The organism is Clostridium psychrophilum (assembly GCF_018861705.1).
Classification (GTDB): Bacteria; Bacillota; Clostridia; order Clostridiales; family Clostridiaceae; genus Clostridium_AD; species Clostridium_AD psychrophilum.
This window is the reverse complement of the sequence record NZ_JAHLEC010000002.1, coordinates 23,919-46,021: the sequence shown is the minus strand read 5'-3', so window position 1 is coordinate 46,021 and position 22,103 is coordinate 23,919. Positions and strand designations below refer to the sequence as shown.

The window sequence follows — 22,103 nt, the reverse complement described above, 5'->3', positions numbered from 1 at the left end:
TATACTAACATATAAACTTGTTATGCATTTGAATGTAACCTTTTATATATATTATACCATGTATGCTTTTACATTGAAGATAATGAAGTCTTATAGATGTAATTATTTGGTTAATTATATAGATTGAACAATTTTGTAACCCATATTAGAACAATAACATTGAAACGTTACATTATATTAATTAAGTCCAAGCTTTACAATGAATGTTATTTAGGCAAAATCAGGTAAAAACTGGTAAAAACATATTAGATCCCGTGTAAAATATTAACATGTATGATATAATTCTTATATTATATTGTCTTTAAAGAAAATTACCAGGGGGAGGTATTATTATGTACCATTTAAAAAATTATTCTGAGGATGAAGTGACTAAATTGTTAGATACGATATTAATGAGATATGATGATATTTGCAAATGTGAAAAGTGTAAATTAGACATTAAAGCTTTAGCACTTAACTCTTTGTCAACAAAATATACCGTTTCTGAGCAAGGAGAACTATATACATCAGCATTATCTGAAGTTAACAAGCAGCAAACAATTGATGTTACTACGGCTATTACAAAAGCTATAGAAATAGTATCTGCTAATCCTAAACATTAGGTAGTTTTATGTGTTTATTTTACAATTAATTATTTTATATCTGTAACCGTTTGTTCAAAAATCTCTACTTAATACAAATTAATGATAACGGGGGTTAAAAAACATACTAAAGCGTAACATATTATGGTAGTATAGTGTATGAAGTTACAATGCATTGTAGTATTAATATGCTAGTGAATCAAAATACAAAGCACTTGTAGATCACAAAAATAAATAAGAGGTGTTTTATGAAAAAAAAGATCGTTATATCTTCTGTAATTATAGTTCTTATTCTATGCTTATTATTTCTACGTAACATAGTTGGTTTTGTTATTAATATTGAATGGTTTAATTCAATGGGTTACCTTTCAGTATACTTAACAAGGATACTTACTATGTGTAAACTAATAATACCAGTTTTTATTCTCAGTTATGTTGGTATATGGTTTTACTATAAGAGCATAAAAAAGAGTATTGTACACTTAAAAAAAGTAGTCGAAGTAAATACTGAGAAAAGAGCTATGGAGAATAAAATTTTTATAGCTGGTAATTTAATTGTATCATTTTTATTTTCTTTCTCTTTTGCATCTAAATATTGGTATATGCTTTTACAATCAATAAATGCAGTTAGTTTCAAGGTAAAAGACCCTATTTTCAATATTGATGTATCTTTTTATGTTTTTAAACTTCCTTTAATGGAATCCTTATATGGATTTGTAATGACCCTATTAGTATTCTTAATTATTATTAAAGTGTTAGTTTTCTTTGCATTAAAAGCAAAAGATAGTTTTAATGCATCACGAGTTTCAAATCCCTTTAACGACCTAAAAAAACTTGGGAAGGAACTTATTGTATTTGGAGGAAGACAAGTTGCAATACTATCATCACTTATAGCACTTTTTCTTTCACTTGGATTTTTAATAAATTCATTTAATTTAGTGTATAGCCCTAATGGAGTTGCATATGGAGCAAGCTATGCAGATATTCATGTAACGCTTCTATTTTATAAAATATTAATTGTTGTATGTATTATTGCTGCAGTAGTAATATTTTTGAGCGTAATAAAATCGAAGATAAAACCTATAATGATTTCAATTGCAAGTATAGTTGTACTAAGCTTTATAGGAGTAATATCTACAACCGTAGTTCAAAGCACTGTTGTAAAACCTAATCAAAAAGAACTTGAAAAACCTTATATTCAAAATAATATCAATTTTACAAGGAAAGCGTTTAATATAGAAAATATAACTTCAACAGCTTTTAATGTAAAAAACGATTTAAAACAATCGGATATTTCAAGTAATCAAAAAACTATTGATAACGTTAGAATAAATTCATCAACTCAAGCACGTGAATTTTATAATCAAGTTCAAATAATTAGATATTACTATAATTTTAGTGATATAGATGTAGACAGATATATGATAAACAATAAATATAGCCAAGTATTTCTTGCAGCAAGAGAAATAGACTCAAAATCATTATCTCCAGCCACTTGGCAGAATACTCACATGATTTATACCCACGGTTATGGCGTTGTAATGAGCAAGGTAAATGCTGTTACATCTGAAGGTCAGCCTGATTTTGTAATTAAAGATATGCCACTTGCCAACAATACAAACATTAAATTAGCTAATCCAAGAATTTATTTTGGTGAACAAACAAATCAGTTTGCATTAGTAAATACTAACGTAAGCGAATTTGATTATCCTAATGGTGGAGTAAACAAAATAACAAATTATTCTGGAAAAGCCGGTATCAAAATGAATTTAGGAAATAAACTTTTGTTTGCAATAAATAATGGAGATGTAAATTTCCTTCTATCTAGAGATATTAAGAAGACAAGCAAAATCCTAATTAATAGAAATATAGTTGAAAGGGCAAAAGCTATAGCTCCATTTTTAACTTATGATAAAGATCCGTACACTGTTATAAGCGGAGGAAAATTATACTATATACTTGATGCTTACACTTCATCATCTAAATATCCATACTCTCAACCTCAAAATGGAGTAAACTATATTAGAAATTCCGTTAAGGTTGTAATTGATGCTTATGATGGTACAGCAAACTTTTATATGGTAGACCCAACTGATCCAATAGTTAAAAGCTATGCGAAAATTTTCCCTAAGCTTTTCAAGAATTTATCAGCGGTTCCTGCTGACTTAAAAGCACATTTTAGGTATCCATCAGATATATTTAATATTCAAGCCGCAACCCTGGGCAAATACCATGTAACTGATCCTGGAGTATTTTATAATGGAGAAGATATTTGGGATGTTTCCAAAAATGCAAACGCTGTAGGTGGCGAAGTAAAAACAACTATTCCACCATATATCGTAGAAAAATTACCAGGCACAAACAGTGAAGAAATGGTACTACAACAATATTTCAATGTAAAAGGTAAATATAACATGACCGCGATTTTAGGTGCTAGAATGGACCCAGGAAACTACGGCAAGCTGTTTTTAAATAAATTTCCTGCTGAAACAACGGTTTACAGTCCATACCTCTTTAAACAAAGAATAAGTCAGGACACTACAATTTCAGCACAACTTTCTTTATGGAATACAGGTGGATCTCAAGTACAATATGGAGACACTGTAATTTTACCAATAAAGAATTCGCTGCTTTATATTGAGCCTCTTTATTTAAGAGCAAGTGGAGCAAATAGTATTCCTGAAATGAAAAAGATAATAATTTCATACGACAATAAGCTATTGATGGTTGATAATATTGAAAGTGGATTAAAACAAATATTCAATTATCAAGCACCAAATACTGTAACATCAGGTACAACAGGTACTCCAAGTACAAAGGGTACTGCTGCATTAACTCCAGCTAAAACCAAACTAATTACGCAGGCAAATGCTTTATATACAAAAGCACTTGATGCTCAGAAAAATTTAGATTGGGCAAAATATGGAGATTATATTAAGCAACTTGGAACTATACTAAACCAATTAAAATAAAAAATAAAAAACAGATGCAAAATTGCATCTGTTTTTTATTTTACTCTATATTCTTAAAATCGAACAAATTAGTGGTTAACTTACTAGTCCGTCATATTATCTGCTCTTTGCTTTCTTTTTTCTTTATACAGTTCATACCTTTTTTTACCCTCATCAAATGCTGCTATTTCTTCAGGGCTATTTAAAATAAGTTTCGGTACTAAACTAGTTTTCCCTTTTTTATCTAGAGCTACCATTGTAAAAAATGAAGATAATGCTTTTTTTCGATCAGAGCACTCTAAATCTTCTACTTCAACAGTTACAACTATTTCCATAGATGATTTGCCTGCATAAGCAACCTGCGCAGTACAAATAACTAAATCACCAATAAATATAGGTAAATGAAATTCTAGCTCATCAACTCGAGCTGTAACAACATTTGTATGAGCAAATCTTCTACCTACTGCATATGCTGCTAAATCCATTAACTTCATAATTTCTCCACCATGTACGTTTCCTGCAACATTAGCTTGATTAGGTAACATTACTTGACTAATAACTAATCTTGATTCTGATATAAGTTCATCCATATTATTATCTCCTTTTTTATAATCATTGAAATACCATTTTTATATTTTAGTCTCACAATGACATATAATCTTTAGTAATTATTTTTTTAAATTTTGTTTTGCCAATATTTCATAATTCTTAGACGTTATAAGAATAACAGATTTGAAAGCATACCTCTACAGCCTATATATGTCTACCTTATTAGAAACTGTAAAATCAGCCTCCGTAATGCTACGAATGTCATCAACAGTTAGGCCTTCAAACATTTCAATAAGTACCAGCCCAGTAGGTGTTACGTCGAATACTGCTTTTTCTGTAATAATAACATCAACTACTCCCTTGCCTGTAATTGGAAGAATACATTTTTTTAATATCTTAGATCCACTCTTGCTAGAATGCTTTAATGTAGCAATAACTTTGCGAGCTCCATTTACTAAATCCATTGCCCCACCCATACCTGGTGCAAATTTTCCTGGTGCAAGTGGCATAGCCCAATTGGCAATACTGCCTTCTTGATCTACCTCAAGTGCTCCAAGCACTGTGGCATCAACATGACCTCCACGAATAATAGAAAATGATGTAGCCAAATCAAAAACTGCGGATCCTGGTAATAAGCTAATCGGTTGTCCACCAGAGTTTGCAACATCAGGATCTTCATTTCCTAGTTTTGGTGTAGGTCCAAACATTAAACAACCATTCTCAGATTGCAACATTACTTCCACACCATCATCTAAATAATTTGCAACTGCTGTAGGCATTCCAAACCCTAAATTAACCACTTGATCATTACTTAATTCTTTCGCTGCCCTGCGAGCAATTATTTCTCTTGCATCCATACTTAATTACCTCCTTTGATTATTTCAATTGATTAGAATTAACCCACAAATCTGTATATACTTTTTTATGTTCATCAAATGTATATCCTTTAACAACTGCATTAACAAATACACTAGGTGTACCTACAGATTCAGGTTCAATTCCTCCCACCTCAACTATCTCATTAACCTCAGCTACTGTATACTGGGCACCCATAGCCATGATCGGGTTGGTATTAATTGCTAACCCACGATATTGTATATTCCCTAACCTATCGCCTTTGTAACCTTTGATAAATGCGAAATCAGCTTTGAGTGGCAATTCAATTAAATACATTTTGCTATCTACTAGAATTTTTTGTTTACCTTTTTCAACTAATGTTCCTATGCCTGTAGGAGTAAGGACTCCCCCTAAGCCAGAACCTGCTGCCCTAATTTTCTCAACAAGACTACCCATTGGGAAGTATTCAATTTCAATATCACCATTTTTAAATTGTTCTAGCGCAAGCTTACATGTACCCGAATGAGCGGTAATTAATTTTTTAACTTGCTTATTTTTGTACAATCGTGCAATATCAAAATCTTGACCAGGATAAGAATTAACTACTGATATTATAGTTAAATCCTTAACACCTTTCTCTACCAGTTTATCAATTGTTTTAATTGGTGCTCCAACCCCTAGAAACCCACCAAACATAATTGTCGCTCCATCATGAACCTTTTCCATTACTTCGTCCAAATCCATAACTTTATTCATGAAATTATCCCCTTTCACTAATAGATTGTTATATAAACTTATAACTTCTCGATTAATCATCACCTATGGTGCTGTAATCATCACCTGCGGTGCTGCAACAGCTTCGAAGAAGATGAATCATCTCCTCTATAGAGCTGCGGCTACTTCTGAAATGTCGTTAATTTTATAAAATTAAATTTTTTAACATACAAAATGTTATTTTTTTAGTATACCTTTTTGGTATAGTTTAATGGCTAAGATTAGATATGCATAACTAATCTTTATAACATATCTAAACTTCTCCGTTTACTAATTTTTCAAAATTCATACTTTCTAATTCTGCATTCAAATTCTTTTGTATTTTTGTCATAGCCTTATGCACAATGCATACACCAATTTTATTCCTATTGCAAAAGCTTGGATCAATTACACATCTATTAACACATACTGGTCCGTCTATTGCTTCTATAACATCTTTTAACGTTATTTGATTTGGCAATTTATTTATAGCATATCCTCCGCTTACTCCCCTATAAGATCTTATAATATCTGCTTGTATAAGCTTTCTTAATAGTTTTAAAAGAAATCTTTGTGGTATACCCTCTTCTTCTGAAATCACTTTTGATTCTACCTTTTCACCGTAGCCTAATTTACATAAGTAAAGTACTACTCTAAGTCCGTAGTCTGCTTCTTGTGTTATTTTCATGTTATATTTCTCCTTAAATTATCTTCTGCGAAGTTGTTAGATTCTCTTCTACTAAGCTGTTAAATCATCTCCTGGGTCGCTACAACAGCTTCGAAGAAGATGAATCATCTCCTCTATGGAGCTGCTACGACTTCAGAAGGAGATTTATATTCCCACTGAAATTTTATTTCTGCTAAGGTAGTTAACTCCCACTTGTATAAGAGTGAGACTTGCCTTCTGAAATGTCATTAAAGTATACTCATTTGATATAGTTTCAGTCTAAGACTTTCACCCTATTTTGTCAATAATGTTTTAAAATTTTTACATTCAAATTTTCTGTAACCATTTTCAATATATAAATGAAATATATAAAAACATTAGTATGTGTATTAAAAATGACCTGCTCGCAAATTTTATCCATGAGCAGGTCTCAAATTTGTGTTTTTCTAAAATTACTTCATTGAACCGATAATGCTTTCAGCAATGTCATCCATTAAATCAACATCGTCTTCTTTCATACTGGAGTTCAAGGATATCTCATTGTCTAAAATAGTCATTTCTTTCATCTCACCCAAAAGCTCACGCATTAATTTGCCGGATTGAGGAGCCCATGAACCATTTTCTATAAGAGTAAACGTTCGTTTTTGAAGATTTAATGCCTTCATATCATTTATATAATTAAGCATCGGTGGATAAATCTTCAAGTTATATGTTACAGATGCAAGAACAACATTACTATATTTAAATGTCTCAGAAATCAAATATGAGACATGAGTTTTAGAAACGTCATACATAACAACATTCTTCATTCCCTTTTCCACAAGCCTTGTTGCCAAGTCGTTTGCAGCGGCCTCCGTATTTCCGTACATTGTTCCATAAACAATCATTACACCTTTTTCCTCAGGTTCGTATCTACTCCACTTGTCGTACTTATCAAGCAAGTATCCCAAATCACTATGCCATACTGGACCATGTAGTGGGCAGATAATCTTAATATCGAGAGTTCCAGCCTTCTTTAAAAGATTTTGAACATGAGGGCCATACTTACCTACAATGTTTGTATAATACCTTCTGGCTTCATCAATCCAATCACGATCAAAGTTAACCTCATCATTAAAAAGCTGACCATCCAAAGAACCAAAAGAACCAAAAGCATCAGCGGAAAATAGTACTCCATTTGTAGTATCAAATGTAACCATAGCTTCTGGCCAATGTACCATTGGAGCAGCCACAAATGTAAGATTATGTTTTCCAAACGACATATTATCGCCCTCTTTTACTTCTATTACCTCACCTTCAACATTGAATTCGAACTGGTGCATTAACATAGAAGCTTTTTTTGTGCATATAATCTTTACATCCGGATATCGAAGAATAATCTCTTCGATGCACGCTGCATGATCTGGCTCCATGTGGTTAATAACCAAATAATCTAAAGTTTTACCTTTTAAAACCGATTTAATATTCTCGATAAACTGACGGCAAATTGACCAATCCACTGTATCAAAAAGTACTGTCTTCTCATCCATTAACAAATAAGAGTTATATGAAACCCCTCTTGGAATAGGATGAATGTTTTCAAATAGAGCAAGTCGACGATCACTTCCACCAACCCAATAAAGATCCTCAGTTATTTTCCTAACACAATACATATATAATCCTCCTTTACACTAAAATCACATTATTATATTTAATTATTATAGTAATTATACTTCTATAAACATATCTTTTTCTTCACCACAATCTGGGCATGTCCACTCCTGTGGTATATTTTCAAATAGAGTACCTGGAGCTACTTCACCTTCTGCATCACCCATGCCAGGATCGTATTCATAACCGCATCCATTACATACATAATGTTTCCAAGTTGGAACAATTTTACTCGGAGCTTTCGACTTCATCTTCACCATTGGTGGAGCATCTTTCTTAGCTTCTCCATTATCTAAAGCAGCCGTAAGCATTGGCACTATTTCCATTATATCTCCAACTATACCGTAATCTGAGTTCTTAAAAATTTTCGCATTAGGATCGATATTTATAGCAACAATAGTACTAGCATCCTTTATACCTTTCAAATGCTGACCTGCGCCCGAAATACCACATGCAATATAAAGATTTCCCTTGAATTTTTGGCCAGACATACCAACATAACGATTAAGCGGTAAATATTTAAGTGTTTCAGCTACTGGACGCGAAGACCCTATAGCTGCTCCTACTTGAACTGCCAAATCTTCTATAAGTTTCATGTTTTTCTTTTCCCCTATGCCTAATCCTACGCTGACAACTCTTTCAGCCTTAGTAATAGGAGTGTCCATTGGAATCCCAACTGTAAAATCGTATTTATCTGCCTTAAGGGCATCCACAAGTGCATTTACTTTTTCACTCGCAGTTCCATCGCTAAAGATTACTTTCTTACGATAACCTGTTGCAGGTCCACGTTTAGTATCTTTGCCTGTGTTCTCGTTTTTCGGCATTCTGCCTATGATGTGAGCGGCAATAACCACACGTTGGATTTCATTAGTTCCTTCATATATTGTACAAATCTTAGCATCCCTGTAAGACCTTTCAACTTCCATACCTTTTAGGTAACCACTTCCACCAAATATTTGAAGTGCATCATTTACAATCTCAAGGCAAACGTCAGATGCATATTGTTTCGCCATAGCAGATTCCATGCCGTAATTCTCATGATTTTGTTTAAGTTCTGCCGCACTGTAAATAAGTAATCTAGCTGCGCGAAGTTTTGTCGCCATATCAGCTAACTTAAAAGCAATAATCTGCTGCTGACAAATAGGTTTTCCAAATTGAATCCTTTCTTTCGAGTATTCCAGAGCATTCTCATAAGCACCTTGTGCAATGCCCAAAGCCTGAGCTGCAACCCCAATACGACCGCCATCCAAAGTTGCCATAGCAATCTTGAAACCACCACCCTCAACACCTAATAGATTTTCCTTAGGAATTTTCACGTTGTTAAATATTAGCGCTGCAGTAGCTGATGATCTAATACCCATCTTGTCGTAATGCTCACCGAAACTAAATCCTTGTGTACCTTTCTCCACAATAAATGCACTTATGCCATGAATACCTATATCAGGAGTAGTGACTGCAAATACAACGTAAATATCAGCTTCACCTGCATTTGTGATAAATATTTTTTCACCATTCAAAATGTAAGAATCGCCTTCAAGTACTGCAGTGGCCTCTGTACCGCCAGCATCACTACCAGCATTTTCCTCGGTAAGACCGAATGCGCCAAGTTTCTCTCCCTTTGCTAGTGGCACCAAAAATTTTTGTTTCTGCTCCTCTGTTGCGAAAGTTGCAATTGGGTATGTACCTAGTGATGTATGAGCAGAAAGAATTACGCCTGTACCACCGTCCACTCTTGATAATTCCTCAACAGCAATTGCATAACTTAATACGTCTAGTCCTGCTCCGCCGTACTCTTTGGGATATGGGATTCCCATCATCCCCATATCAGCTAATTTATTAATTACTTCCGTAGGAAATTTACTTTCTTGATCTAACATAAATGCGATAGGTTTAACTTCCTCCTGCGCAAACTCTCTAATTTTTGACCTCAAATTTTCATGTTGCTGACTCATCTTAAAAAACATACATATACCTCCTTTAAATTAATACGGTTTCGTAAATGTCGCTAAGTGAAATTCGAAAAACCACACCATTGAATCATCTCCTGCGGAGCTGCAATATTAACAACTTTGGAAGCAGATTTAGACTGCCACCAAAGCAATTTTCCTATGCTAAACAACTGCCACTTATAGAAGATGTCAGACTTGAAGCTTCCAAAATGTTGTTGAACTGCCCCAAGTAAAACTCAGGTTACTCATCCAATTCTTTTTTACCTTTGGAATATATTTATCCAATATGTTTTACTTTATCAACCATACTTGGAAATCTTATTTTTAAATGTATACCTAAACCGTATACGTTTATTGTATACCTATTGGGTGTACATTTCAAGCTTAACTTGGACTCTTTTTTAAAAAGTTTCTAAGCTTCTCCATATGTAATGTCAAATTATTAATTTAAAACCAAATCGTTAAGTTTGCATTTTTATTCCTCATATCATTCAACATAAAGGACTACACCCCTTTTAATATAATTTAAAGGAGCGTAGCCCTATCTGTATAACTTAGTGTTTTATTTTAATGTATGGTGTCAGTGAGGAGATTCGAACTCCCATGATCGTATTGCATATCGAGAAGTTCTGAGCCTCTTGCGTCTGCCAATTCCGCCACGCTGACATATTATTGTTATTCTATAAAAGTACATATATAATATACTCTCTTTTATCTCTATAAAATACCAATGTACCTATTTAATGATAACTATCTAATTATATCATATAAATGTAACATTATTTTGTAAATAATGGTTTTTTTCATATTTAATATACATATTGATAACAATATTGATATAGTTTTATTGAAAATCAGGAAGTTCTAGCAATTTAGCTAGAATTTCCTGATACTTAGAACATATTAACACTTTGGTCTTACATTTCTATTTTGTGGTTTGAAGTTTCGTTATAATTACATCCTTCATTTCTACTAGTTTTTCTCTTGCTGCCTTTAATGTTTTTCCTTTTGAATACATGTATATCTTAATTTTTGGTTCAGTACCTGAAGGTCTTACAGCGTACCAACTCTCATCGTCAAAATAGAATTTAAGTACATTAGATTTTTCTATTCCACTAGGTTCTTCTGTTTTATTAATTACGTCATAAGATGTCTCTTTCTCGTAATCTATAAATTTAACAAGCTTTGAACTTCCTATTGTTTTCAAATTATCTTTTCTGTATTCTTTCATCATTCTAGAAATTCTTTCTTGTCCTTCTATTCCTTCTAGAACTAAAGATACTAGATCTTCTCTATAATATCCAAACTCCTCATATATTTCATCCATTATATTTATAAGAGTTTTTCCTTTTGATTTATAGTAAGCCGCTGCTTCACATAAAAGCATAGAAGCTATTACTGCATCCTTATCACGAACGAAAGTTCCAGCAACATAACCAATGCTTTCCTCATATCCGAAAATAAATTCATAACTATTATCTCTTTTAAAATCATTAATCTTTTCACAAATATTTTTAAATCCTGTTAGTACTTCGAAAGTTTTTACACCATACTTATTAGCTATTGCCCTACCTAAATCACCTGTTACTAACGATTTTACTATTGCTGCATTAGTAGGAAGTGTTCCCTTTTCTTTTAATCCTTCAATAACATATTTTATGAGTATTGCTCCTGTTTGATTACCATTAAAGGCAACGTATTCACCTAACTTGTCTCTAACCATTATAGCAAGTCTATCACAATCTGGATCAGTTGCTATTAATAACTCTGCGTCCTCTTTCTTGCCAAGATTCTGTGCATACTTAAATGCTTTTGTATCCTCTGGATTTGGATATCCAACGGTTGTAAAATCTGGATCTGGGTTTTCTTGTTCTGGAACTACTATTATATTTTTAAAACCTCTCTCCTTTAATACTCTTCTAACAGGTACATTGCCTGTCCCATTTAATGGCGTATAAACAATTTTTATATCCTTATCTATATCTTCTCTTATAGCTAGGCCTTTTACCTTTTCGGTATATTCATCATCCATAGCTTTTCCAATTATTACTATTAATCCTTTTTCTCTTGCTTCACCCATGTCCATAACTTTTATAGTACTAAAATCAGTTATGCTTTGAATCTTCTTTGTTATTCCCTCTGCAATAGATGATAATATTTGAGCACCATCTTCCCAATATACTTTGTATCCATTATATTCACGAGGATTATGACTAGCAGTTACAACTATTCCCGATGCAGTATGTAGCGTTCTTACCGCATAAGATAGCTCTGGAGTAGGTCTTAAGCCTTCAAATAAATAAGCCTTAATTCCGTTTGCAGCTAATACTTGTGCTGCTCTAGCTGCGAACTCTGCGGAGTAATGTCTGCAATCATAAGCTATTGCAACTCCTCTATCCATATATTCTTTGCCATAACCTTTAATATAATCTGCAAGACCTTGAGTTGCTCTTGAGATTATGTATATGTTCATTCTGTTAAGTCCTGCACCTAATTTACCTCTTAACCCTGCAGTTCCAAACTCTAAATCCTTATAAAATCTATCTTCAATTTCTTTTGTATCTTTTCCTATTGACTTTAATTCTTCTCGGGTCTCTTTATCAAAGAATTCGTTATTCAACCATTCTTCATATTTTTTTATATAAGTCATCTTTAATCACACCTTCCTAAATAATTACTATCAATAACATTATACATTACTTCTTCCATGTTTTATATGCTTTATAGTAACTTTAGGATAATTTTTACATCTTAAGCTAATACTTGTAACAATTTTTCACTTTCAACATATAATATAGTAAGATATATTAATGATACTTCAGAAGGAAATTCCTCCTGGTTAAAATTGTATTTGTGATTATTCCTAGTAAATGGTTGCTAATCATGATTATGTGTCCTTCTGAAGTCATTAATAGACCCCTTTGAGAACTTATTAATAATGATATTGACGCAATTCTTCCTAAAAAGGGGCTGTCTCAAAATAGAAAGTGATTTCTATCTTGAGATGGTTTTTTTGTTATCTTGAAAATACAAAAGTGGATTCCGAGGAATCCACTTAGGTGTATAATTTAAGCATGATTAATAAAAAAATTACACAAAGGAATTATACCAATAATTGCGAGGTTTATCAATTAGTATTTCCTATGGAAACAGGAATTTTGATACCTGAAGATGATTCAGTAAGACTACTTAGCCAAATAATGGAGGAATTAAATTACACAAACCTAAATAAAGCATACTCTTCTCAAGGAAGAAATCCAGTAGTTGAACCGAAGATTCTTTTTAAAATATTAGTTTATGCTTATATGAATGACATTTATTCAAGTAGAAAAATAGAAAGAGCTTGTAAAAGAGATATCAATTTCATGTGGCTATTACAAGGCCGGAAGGTCCCTGATCATAGTACAATAGCACGCTTTAGAAGTGATAGACTTGTTGACTGTGTAGATGGTTTATTCAATCAATTTGTTAAGAAGCTAAAAACCTATGGTGAAGTAGAATTTAAAAATATATTTATTGATGGAACAAAAATAGAAGCAAATGCTAATAAGTACACTTTCGTGTGGAAAAAGTCTACAGAAAAATTTAAAGCGAAGCTTCATGAAAAAATAAAGAAGATTGTCGAAGAAATAAATTTAGAGTTTGAGACAGAATACATAATCCCAGAGCCGAAGGCTGAAGTAATCTATCTTCATAATATTTTAGAATTTTTAAATGAAAATAAGGAATCTACTCATATGAAATTTGTTCATGGAAAAGGAAAAAGAAAAACTAAACTTCAAAAGTTTATAGAAACCATTTCAGAGGCTATAGAAAGATTAAATAAGTATGATAATTATAGCAGAATTTTCGATGGAAGAAATAGCTTTTCGAAAACTGATAAAGATGCAACCTTCATGCATATGAAAGAAGACCATATGAGAAATTCTCAACTAAAGCCAGGATATAACATGCAAATTGGGGTAGAAGGCGAGTATATTGTTGGGGTAGATATTTCTAGCGAAAGATCCGATCAATTAACGTTTATTCCATTTTTAGAAAAATTAAGCAAGAACATATCAGAAAGAGTTGAAAATATTGTAGCTGACGCTGGATATGAAAGTGAAGAAAATTATGAGTACCTAGAAAAAAACAAACAAAACACGTTTATAAAACCTCAAACGTATGAAAGTATGAAAAAAAGAAGCTTTAAAAATAATATAAGTAAACGAGAGAACATGAATTATGATGACATAAGTGACCAATATACTTGCCATAATAATAAAATATTAAAGGTTATTGCTAAAAAGACAAAGAAGTCAAAGTCTGGATATGAGTCAGATGTAACGATTTATGAATGTGAAGATTGCGGTGACTGCCAATACAAATCAAAATGTACAAAAGCTAAAGGAAATAAAAAGCTTTATGTATCAAAGAAATTTGTGAAAAAAAGATTAAAATCATTAAAAAATATGACAAGTCCAGAGGGCATTATGCTAAGAACTAATAGGTCGATTCAAGTTGAGGGTGCATTTGGAGTTTTAAAAGAAGATCACAGTTTTAAACGATTTTTAACAAGAGGTAAAAACAATGTAAAAACAGAATTTACTCTTTTGTGTTTTGGGTATAACATAAATAAATTTCATAACAAAATCCAAGAAGATAGGTGTGAAATTTTGTTGCATGAAATAAAAGCATCTTAAAATTCAAAATTGTAAAATAACATTTTTAAATTAGAGGATTTAAAGATCTTCTTTTTGTGTTGTAAAAAAATAAAAGAGTACTAAAAAAAATCATTAAAAGAGTAACTTTTTAGTGATTTTATTAAAATTAATAATGAAAAGAGGCTATCTCTTCAAATGATTTTTTAACCATTTTGAGACAGCCCCTTTCTTGTTTTATTGGGCGATTTTTGTTTGGTTTTATTTGGGGTCTGTTGGGACTTTGTTTGGGGACGGTTAAGTAGTTTTTGACTAATTGCTAATTTGTTCTTAACTGTCCCTTTGTTTTGATGTATGTTTTAATCAATTAATTGTTAACCGTCCCTTACCTTTATCTTTTTTGTTCGTCATATATCATCTTAGATACTTGCCCAATGAGCTCGTCAGCATTTGATATGCCCTTTGTAAACACAACAAGAATATAAGGATTATCTTTACATACAATTGCTGTATCATCTACGTAAGGTGCAAGATCTCCGATTTTATGAGCTACAATTTCTCTTGGTATATATTTGTCTATCCTATCATGGTAGATTGTTTTTTTCATAGTTTTGATCATTGTAGCATAATATTTATTATTATCAGGATTTAAATACAATCGTTCTAAAATTTTAGAAGAATCCATTGCTGTAATATTGTTACCATCATGCACTATAGAATGTCCTACAATTTTTTCAATATATTTATACCTGTTTTCACTGCCTACTTTTCTTAGTAGCATGTTTACAGCTATATTATCTGAATATATTATAGAAAGGTCGCTTAATCTTTTTATGGCAATAGGTTCACGTAAATCCTCTTTTTGAAGTATTCCTGCACCCTCTTCAAAATCATTTTTATCATATTTAATTTTTCCATTTATATTGATTTTTTTATCTTGAATCATATCATATACAAGCATGTTTATAGGTATTTTCACAGTACTTGCCGCAACAAACTGCTTGTCCTCATTTATTGTAATCGTTTTTTTAGATTTTATATCATAATAAACCATTCCAAATTTATTTATGTTGTTTGTACCTACAAGTTTTCTAATCCGCTTTTCTAAAGTATCCAATTTGGCTTGGTTTTTAATATTTTCATTTGTTTTATCTTGCTTGCGCTTTAATGCTTCCTTAGTTTCCGATATATTTTTAGGTACAATATTGTTAATAATTTTATTACTTGTGATTACATTGTTGGCCGTTGGAACACCTCCGCTAGCTACTACCTGGTGTTTGCTTATATTAATCACTACCAAAAATGCGATTATTGCTATCACAACGACAATATTTCTCTTTTTCATCTAACAGTTCCCCCTTGTTTATAATCTGCGAGAGCTAATAATTACAGATGTTTTCAGTTGTTTTTTATTATTATTACAAAATAATTTTTTAAAGTTATTTAAAATAAGAATATAATTGTGCGAATTTTTTATAAATTTATCTATAATAATACATTATGTCCTATGATTCGTCAACCATTATATTTTCTTACAATTCTAAATATACTAATAAATCAAATATTTACTTTCTTCTTCATAAAATCTTCATGCTGCATACTTATAATTTATATTATAGAATATAAATTATAAGAGAAGGTGTAACATGAGTAATAAAAAGCAGAAAATTAAAGTATACAACATGACCTGCAGCTCCTGTGAATCTAGAATAGAAAAAGCATTGATGAATGTTCCTGGAGTTATTATGGTATTGGCTGATTACAAAAATGAGAGTATATTTTTAAAATTTGATGATGATTTGTGTACTATTGAACTAATAAAAAAAACCATTTCTAAACTTGGGTATAATACCGATAATTCTTCTAGTTTTAGACTAATTGGTATGCTAATAATTATTCTTGCAATCTATCTTTTAAGCAGGATTGGAAATAGCTTTGATATGAATTCTAAGCTTACTAATGCCTCCTACTTAGTTTTATTCATTGTGGGCATTTTCACTTCTCTGCACTGCGTAGGTATGTGTGGTGGCATAATGTTATCTCAAAGTATGTCCTCAATAAGTAAGAACAAGTTCGAGTCTCTTAAACCTGATATACTTTACAATCTTGGACGTGTGATATCCTACACTGTGCTTGGGCTTATTATGGGTAATCGTGGTCTTGCTCTCTCCGGCATAAATATATCTCCTATCGCTTTCACTAGTAATACATCTAAACAAACTAATTCTTCTAAAAATATTACGAAAGCTACTGTTAAAAACGGAGTTCAAGTAATAAATATGATTGCAAATACTAATGGATACACTCCTAGTGTACTTTATGTACAAAAGAATGTGCCTGTTAAGTTGGAAATAAATGGTGAACAGCTAACTTCCTGTAATAATACTATTGTTCTTCCCTCTGTAAATATAGAAAAAAAATTAAAGTAGTTGACGATGTTAAAACTATAGATACTACAAAAAATCCAAGTACTGTTGCTCCAGTTACTGGTGCAAGTTGCTGCTCTCCACAATGATTTATCAATTATCAGGGGACGGTTAACATCTAGTTGATTAAATAAATAGCAGGGACAGTTAACAACTAATTAATAATAAACATTGGCAAGAGGCTGACCCTCGTTAATTGATTTGTCAATTAATCGGGGACAGTTAACCTTTAGTTGGCTGATTAAATAACGGGGACGGTTAACAATTATTGAAACAAAGACAATACAATTAAAAGCGTGAATATCATCTTGATTCATAGGCAATAATTTAGAAAATACTTATGATGAAGGGTGATTTATTATGGCAAGGACATTCAGAATAAAAAGTGATGAGTCTATATATCATATTATGTGCAAAAGTATCACTGAGGTAATTCTATTTAAGGATGCAGAAGATAAAAGGAAGTATTTATCTCTTATTAAGAAATATAAAGTTCTCTACAATTTTAAGCTGTACGGTTATTGTCTAATGGATAACCATCTGCATTTAATAATTGATTCTAATGGAGCAGATATATCAAAAGTAATGCATGGAATCAATTTTTCCTACGCAATGTATTATAACAAAAGACATAAAAGGGAAGGTCATCTTTTTAGAGATCGTTTTAAGAGTATAGTAGTTACTAATGATAGATATTTAAGGACATTATCATTATATATGCACAACAATCCTACTGATATAGTGGGATATAAGAATTGTCCTGAAAACTATGCCTTTTCTAGTTTGGCTATATTTTTAGGAAAGAAACGTGATTATCTAAAATTAGTTGATTACAGATTTATAATTAGTTTCTTTGGCAATACCCTTAAAAATGCGAGAGAAAATTACTATAACCTTGTTTTTAGATGCAATGAAGAAAAGTTAAAACAAGAAATTGAATTTCAAGATGAAAAAGCAGAATATAACTGTGAAAGAAAAATACTAGTAAGAAACTTTAAACCAAAAGATATAATTGATTTTATAGCAACAAAAATGAATATTTCAAGAATTCATCTTTATATGAAATACAGTAGAAAACTCGTTAATGCAAAAGCATTAGCCGTTGTTCTAATGAGAAGTCTATGCAATTTTAAATCAGTTGATATATCAAACACGCTTGGTAACATTACACAGTCAAGAGTATCAAAGCTTAGCACTATTGGTATAGAGTTAATTGGGCAAGATGAAAAATATGAAAATCTTATTGGGGATTTTATTAAATGTTACTCTTAGTAATAAATTTTCAAAAAATTATATATTGAAAAATAACCTAGCAATTAAGCTAGGTTATAATGTTTTACTTTTTTATTTTATTACAAATTCTTTTCGTAAGACTCAACCATTTTCTTTACCATTTGTCCGCCTACTGAACCATTCTCTCTTGAAGTCAAATCTCCATTGTAACCTTCTGTAAGATTTACTCCTACTTCTTTAGCAGCTTCCATTTTAAATTTATTTAACCCAGCCTTAGCCTCAGGAACCAATACTCTATTTCTTGACATATAATCCACCTCCTTGTTTGATAATGATTTTCATTCCTACTATTATGATGTGCATTATTATAAACAATACTCCTAGTAATTAATGGCCTTATTAATAGAATTAAATATAAATGGGATAAGTTAGTAATATTCTTGCAGAAAACTACCTGCAAAATTATTATTATCACTATTTTTTCATTTAAGCTAGTTCAAATTCTTTTTCTCACAATTAATTGATCAATTAATTGGGGACGGTTAACAACAAACAACAAACAACAATTAACAACTATTTTTATATTTTTCTAGCGAAAATATATTTGTATTCTAGTGTTTTCAAGATTAATAGTATTTTAAAACATATTATGGTAATATAGTATAATTATACATAATCATTACACTATATTAGGGGGAACCTCAATGAGGAAAAGACAATCTAATCATATTATATGTTTTATTCTTACTTTTTTATTATTATCCATAAATGTACAGGTATTCGCAGGTACTTTAGTTCATGTAAGTAAGGTACGCATAAATAAAACTACAGATACTTTAACAGTAGGGCAAACCGATATTATAAAGGCCACATTTACACCAACTAATGCAACAAATAGAGCTGTAAAATGGACATCTTCAAATAGTTCAATAGCAAAGGTTGATATTTGGGGTAAAGTAACATCTCTAAAGGTAGGGACTTCAACCATTACAGGAGTAACTGCTGATAAATCATTAAGGGTTGCTTGTAAATTAACTGTTAAACCAAAACCAGTAATTCGTGTAAATAAGGTAATTATAATTAAAACTACAGATACTTTAACAGTAGGAAAAACCGATATTATAAAGGCTACATTTACACCAACTAATGCAACAAATAGAGCTGTGAAATGGACATCTTCAAATAATTCAATAGCAAAGGTTGATGTTTGGGGTAAAGTAACATCTCTAAAGGTAGGGACTTCAACCATTACAGGAGTGACGGTTGATAAATCATTAAGAATTGCTTGTAAAATAACTGTTAAATCAATAGTTAATATACATAATCTGAATTTGTTATTTTATCTAAATGATGCCAATAATTTTCAATCAATAACATATTTTAATCAATATTTATATTGTGGTTTTGATATTGGTGACGGAAAAGGGGAAATATCTAAATATAGTATGACGGGTAAGAAAATATCACACACATATCCTATTGCAGTAGGTCATTCCGCTGACCTTGGATATAGAGTTAAAACTAATAATATATATATGGCTAATGGTGGAGGTAATTCAAAGACGCACGTTTATGTTATTAATTACAATAGCAGCAAAATATTAAACAACCTAAACTATGAAAGTTTGGGCACATCAGCCTTACTTGCAATCGATAATATTCATGATTATTTGATATTACATACTGTTTTAGATGGTAGCGATTTGGGAAATCCCAGATTTACTATTATAAATCTAGCTAACATGCAAGTTGTAAAAACATTTACTGAGCCCAATCAAGGAGTGCCACAAGGTCTTGAATCTGATGGTAATCACATTTATCTATACACAAACAATAAAATTACGACATTCGATTATAACGGAATAAAAATTGATACTCAATACATTTATGAAAAAGGTGAAAGTGAAGGAATAACAATGGTTTTAGATAACAATGTACATCATTTTATCATTGGATATGTTGCAACAAATAGAATTTATGAATATAAATAAATTTCATGTTTTTCTGCTGTATATTTAGTTTTTCTATGCACAAATACACTCCCCTAAAGTAGATAACTGACTACTTTAATGAGAGTATTTTAACTAATATTAATTTTTACAAGTTCTTTTCGTAAGACTCGACCATTTTCTTTACCATTTGTCCGCCTACTGAACCATTCTCTCTTGAAGTCAAATCTCCATTGTAACCTTCTGTAAGATTTACTCCTACTTCTTTAGCAGCTTCCATTTTAAATTTATTTAACCCAGCCTTAGCCTCAGGAACCAATACTCTATTTCTTGACATATAATTCACCTCCTTATTTGATAATGATTTTCATTTCTAATATTATGATGTGCATTATTATAAACAATACTCCTAGTAATTAGTGGCCTTATTAATATAATTAAATAAAAATGGTATGAATTAGTAAAAGCCCTGCAGAAAACCATCTACAAGACTCTTACTATCACTATTTTTTCATTTACAACATGTTATTTCCAAATTTTAGCTATTCAAAAATATCCTCATCAACTTGTCCATTTAACCTAATACTAATTAATTTTAATTACATTCTTAATAAGTTTTTGTTGAATTTAATTTAATCATAAGCAACAATGCATGTGTCTATAACCTTACAAATAATATTTAGCCTGAAAATGGTGGTTCATTCGCAATGGAGTTGATAATTTCTGATGCTGAGTCAACCTGTTCTTGTTTCCCGGTTACTGAAATCCAGTAACTTCCTTCTGCTCCACATACACCTCCAGCTGCCACAAGTTCTGCTGATGACCCTGTAAGTATTTTAATAGCTTCTAACTCTGTTATAATAGTCCCACTTACTGGTAACATTCTTAATCCTGTACTAGATGGTTCGTTAAGCTTTGCTGCAATTTCACTTATACTAGCAAATACTCGCTTTTCAAGTCCCACAGGAATTATAAGCTGGGCTCTCCTTCCAATAACAGCTTGAAGAATTGGTCCACTGGTACCAATAGTTGGATTAGCAATCTGTATACCAGCAACCTTTCTTTCAGAATCAATGGCATTCGCGCCTTTTAAGATAATATCTCCTTTCCCAAGACTTTGTGCTACATTAAATATTGTTTTTTCTTTAATCCATTTTCCTTTTTCAATTACTACATCTGTGCCTGAATATTTGCCCTTTTGTGGCATTATACCTAGGCCTACATTTATTCCTCTAAAAAACATTTCTTTCGAAAAATCGTCAGTTTGACTGATCATAGCAAGTAATTCCTCAGCGATATAACCATTTGTAGTTCCAGAAACAATTACAATCGTGTGACTTTTCAATGCCTCTTTAATTTGCCCTAAGGCTACCACCGCTCTTGCAATAAGTCTTTTACCTGCTGGAATAGTAATAAGAAACTGTTTCATGTTTATTACCCTCTTTCTATTAAATCATCTCCTACGGAGCTGTAACCTCTTCATAGAAGATGAATCATTTCCTCTATTGAGCTGCGACGACTTCAGAAGGAAATTTACCTCTTTGTAGACCTCTGGAGTAGATAACAATTCTCAATTGTTATCCTCCCACCTATAGAAATGGGAGACTTTCCTTTTGAAATGTCGTTAATATTAAAAACCTAACATTTATCTTCCATTTTTAAATTATTGCCTAAAATACTTTTATTCTATTCTAGGTTCTTATATCTTCCTCCCCAGCACTTGTCACAGTTTAAACAGCATTGAGTAGCGTAATTGTTACAATGACCATGTTGTGTAAGCTTAGATGGTTTAATATTCTTATTTGATTTCTTTATCCACTTAAACAAACTACTTATTTCATCTTTTCCTTTTTTATCTAAAAGTGTTTGAGACTCCATAATATACCACCCTTTAATTTCTAATTTTTTTACTATAGTT

18 protein-coding genes and 1 tRNA gene are annotated in these 22,103 nt (G+C 31.5%); 6 read left to right on the top strand and 13 right to left on the bottom strand.

What is annotated here, in order from left to right:
- Window positions 1-332 precede the first annotated feature (332 nt).
- A complete protein-coding gene (locus tag KPL38_RS01140; protein WP_216285757.1) occupies window positions 333-602 on the top strand; it encodes a late competence development ComFB family protein in 270 nt (89 codons plus the stop codon).
- A 227-nt stretch (window positions 603-829) separates the two neighbouring features.
- Window positions 830-3,553: a UPF0182 family protein gene (locus tag KPL38_RS01135; protein ID WP_216285755.1), complete on the top strand. Its 2,724-nt coding sequence runs from the start codon at window positions 830-832 to the stop codon at window positions 3,551-3,553.
- An 83-nt stretch (window positions 3,554-3,636) separates the two neighbouring features.
- Here the strand turns inward: KPL38_RS01135 and KPL38_RS01130 are convergent, their stop codons facing one another.
- From KPL38_RS01130 to KPL38_RS01095, 8 genes are all read right to left on the bottom strand, one after another.
- On the bottom strand, window positions 3,637-4,122 hold the full coding sequence (locus KPL38_RS01130; RefSeq protein WP_216285753.1) for an acyl-CoA thioesterase: 486 nt from the start codon (window positions 4,120-4,122) through the stop codon (window positions 3,637-3,639).
- 156 nt (window positions 4,123-4,278) lie between these two features.
- A complete protein-coding gene (locus KPL38_RS01125) occupies window positions 4,279-4,938 on the bottom strand; it encodes a 3-oxoacid CoA-transferase subunit B (protein ID WP_216285751.1) in 660 nt (219 codons plus the stop codon).
- Between the two features lie 19 nt (window positions 4,939-4,957).
- Window positions 4,958-5,674: a CoA transferase subunit A gene (locus KPL38_RS01120; protein WP_216285749.1), complete on the bottom strand. Its 717-nt coding sequence runs from the start codon at window positions 5,672-5,674 to the stop codon at window positions 4,958-4,960.
- Between the two features lie 271 nt (window positions 5,675-5,945).
- The gene (locus tag KPL38_RS01115; protein ID WP_216285747.1) at window positions 5,946-6,359 is read right to left on the bottom strand and encodes an RrF2 family transcriptional regulator; all 414 of its coding nucleotides are present in this window, start codon (window positions 6,357-6,359) and stop codon (window positions 5,946-5,948) included.
- A gap of 431 nt (window positions 6,360-6,790) precedes the next feature.
- Window positions 6,791-7,990 carry an FprA family A-type flavoprotein gene (locus tag KPL38_RS01110; RefSeq protein ID WP_216285745.1) on the bottom strand — a complete coding sequence of 400 codons (1,200 nt, stop codon included), beginning with the start codon at window positions 7,988-7,990 and terminating at the stop codon, window positions 6,791-6,793.
- A gap of 54 nt (window positions 7,991-8,044) precedes the next feature.
- Window positions 8,045-9,952: an acyl-CoA dehydrogenase family protein gene (locus tag KPL38_RS01105; protein ID WP_216285737.1), complete on the bottom strand. Its 1,908-nt coding sequence runs from the start codon at window positions 9,950-9,952 to the stop codon at window positions 8,045-8,047.
- 560 nt (window positions 9,953-10,512) lie between these two features.
- A tRNA-Leu gene (locus KPL38_RS01100) sits at window positions 10,513-10,603 on the bottom strand.
- A gap of 259 nt (window positions 10,604-10,862) precedes the next feature.
- A complete protein-coding gene (locus KPL38_RS01095) occupies window positions 10,863-12,587 on the bottom strand; it encodes a phospho-sugar mutase (RefSeq protein ID WP_216285735.1) in 1,725 nt (574 codons plus the stop codon).
- 424 nt (window positions 12,588-13,011) lie between these two features.
- Between KPL38_RS01095 and KPL38_RS01090 the strand changes: the two genes are divergently transcribed.
- A complete protein-coding gene (locus tag KPL38_RS01090) occupies window positions 13,012-14,619 on the top strand; it encodes an IS1182 family transposase (protein WP_216285733.1) in 1,608 nt (535 codons plus the stop codon).
- Window positions 14,620-14,968: 349 nt separating this feature from the next.
- Here the strand turns inward: KPL38_RS01090 and KPL38_RS01085 are convergent, their stop codons facing one another.
- Window positions 14,969-15,922 carry a serine hydrolase gene (locus KPL38_RS01085; RefSeq protein WP_216285731.1) on the bottom strand — a complete coding sequence of 318 codons (954 nt, stop codon included), beginning with the start codon at window positions 15,920-15,922 and terminating at the stop codon, window positions 14,969-14,971.
- A 301-nt stretch (window positions 15,923-16,223) separates the two neighbouring features.
- Between KPL38_RS01085 and KPL38_RS01080 the strand changes: the two genes are divergently transcribed.
- On the top strand, window positions 16,224-17,006 hold the full coding sequence (locus KPL38_RS01080; RefSeq protein WP_216285729.1) for an urease accessory protein UreH domain-containing protein: 783 nt from the start codon (window positions 16,224-16,226) through the stop codon (window positions 17,004-17,006).
- A 357-nt stretch (window positions 17,007-17,363) separates the two neighbouring features.
- Window positions 17,364-18,275 carry a transposase gene (locus tag KPL38_RS01075; RefSeq protein WP_216285727.1) on the top strand — a complete coding sequence of 304 codons (912 nt, stop codon included), beginning with the start codon at window positions 17,364-17,366 and terminating at the stop codon, window positions 18,273-18,275.
- An 80-nt stretch (window positions 18,276-18,355) separates the two neighbouring features.
- Here the strand turns inward: KPL38_RS01075 and KPL38_RS01070 are convergent, their stop codons facing one another.
- Window positions 18,356-18,544 carry an alpha/beta-type small acid-soluble spore protein gene (locus KPL38_RS01070; protein WP_216285718.1) on the bottom strand — a complete coding sequence of 63 codons (189 nt, stop codon included), beginning with the start codon at window positions 18,542-18,544 and terminating at the stop codon, window positions 18,356-18,358.
- A gap of 396 nt (window positions 18,545-18,940) precedes the next feature.
- Here KPL38_RS01070 and KPL38_RS01065 point away from each other — a divergent pair, with 396 nt between their 5' ends.
- Entirely contained in the window at window positions 18,941-20,227 is a 1,287-nt protein-coding gene (locus KPL38_RS01065; protein ID WP_216285725.1) for an Ig-like domain-containing protein, read from the top strand.
- Window positions 20,228-20,333: 106 nt separating this feature from the next.
- Here the strand turns inward: KPL38_RS01065 and KPL38_RS01060 are convergent, their stop codons facing one another.
- The 3 genes from KPL38_RS01060 to KPL38_RS01050 all read right to left on the bottom strand — a co-directional run bounded on the left by KPL38_RS01060 (window position 20,334) and on the right by KPL38_RS01050 (window position 22,063).
- Window positions 20,334-20,522 (bottom strand): alpha/beta-type small acid-soluble spore protein, encoded by a 189-nt coding sequence (locus tag KPL38_RS01060; RefSeq protein WP_216285718.1) that lies wholly within the window; start codon window positions 20,520-20,522, stop codon window positions 20,334-20,336.
- 342 nt (window positions 20,523-20,864) lie between these two features.
- Window positions 20,865-21,614 (bottom strand): hypothetical protein, encoded by a 750-nt coding sequence (locus tag KPL38_RS01055; RefSeq protein ID WP_216285716.1) that lies wholly within the window; start codon window positions 21,612-21,614, stop codon window positions 20,865-20,867.
- A gap of 257 nt (window positions 21,615-21,871) precedes the next feature.
- Complete coding sequence (locus tag KPL38_RS01050; RefSeq protein WP_216285714.1) at window positions 21,872-22,063, bottom strand: hypothetical protein; 192 nt, start codon at window positions 22,061-22,063, stop codon at window positions 21,872-21,874.
- Between the last annotated feature and the right edge of the window lie 40 nt (window positions 22,064-22,103).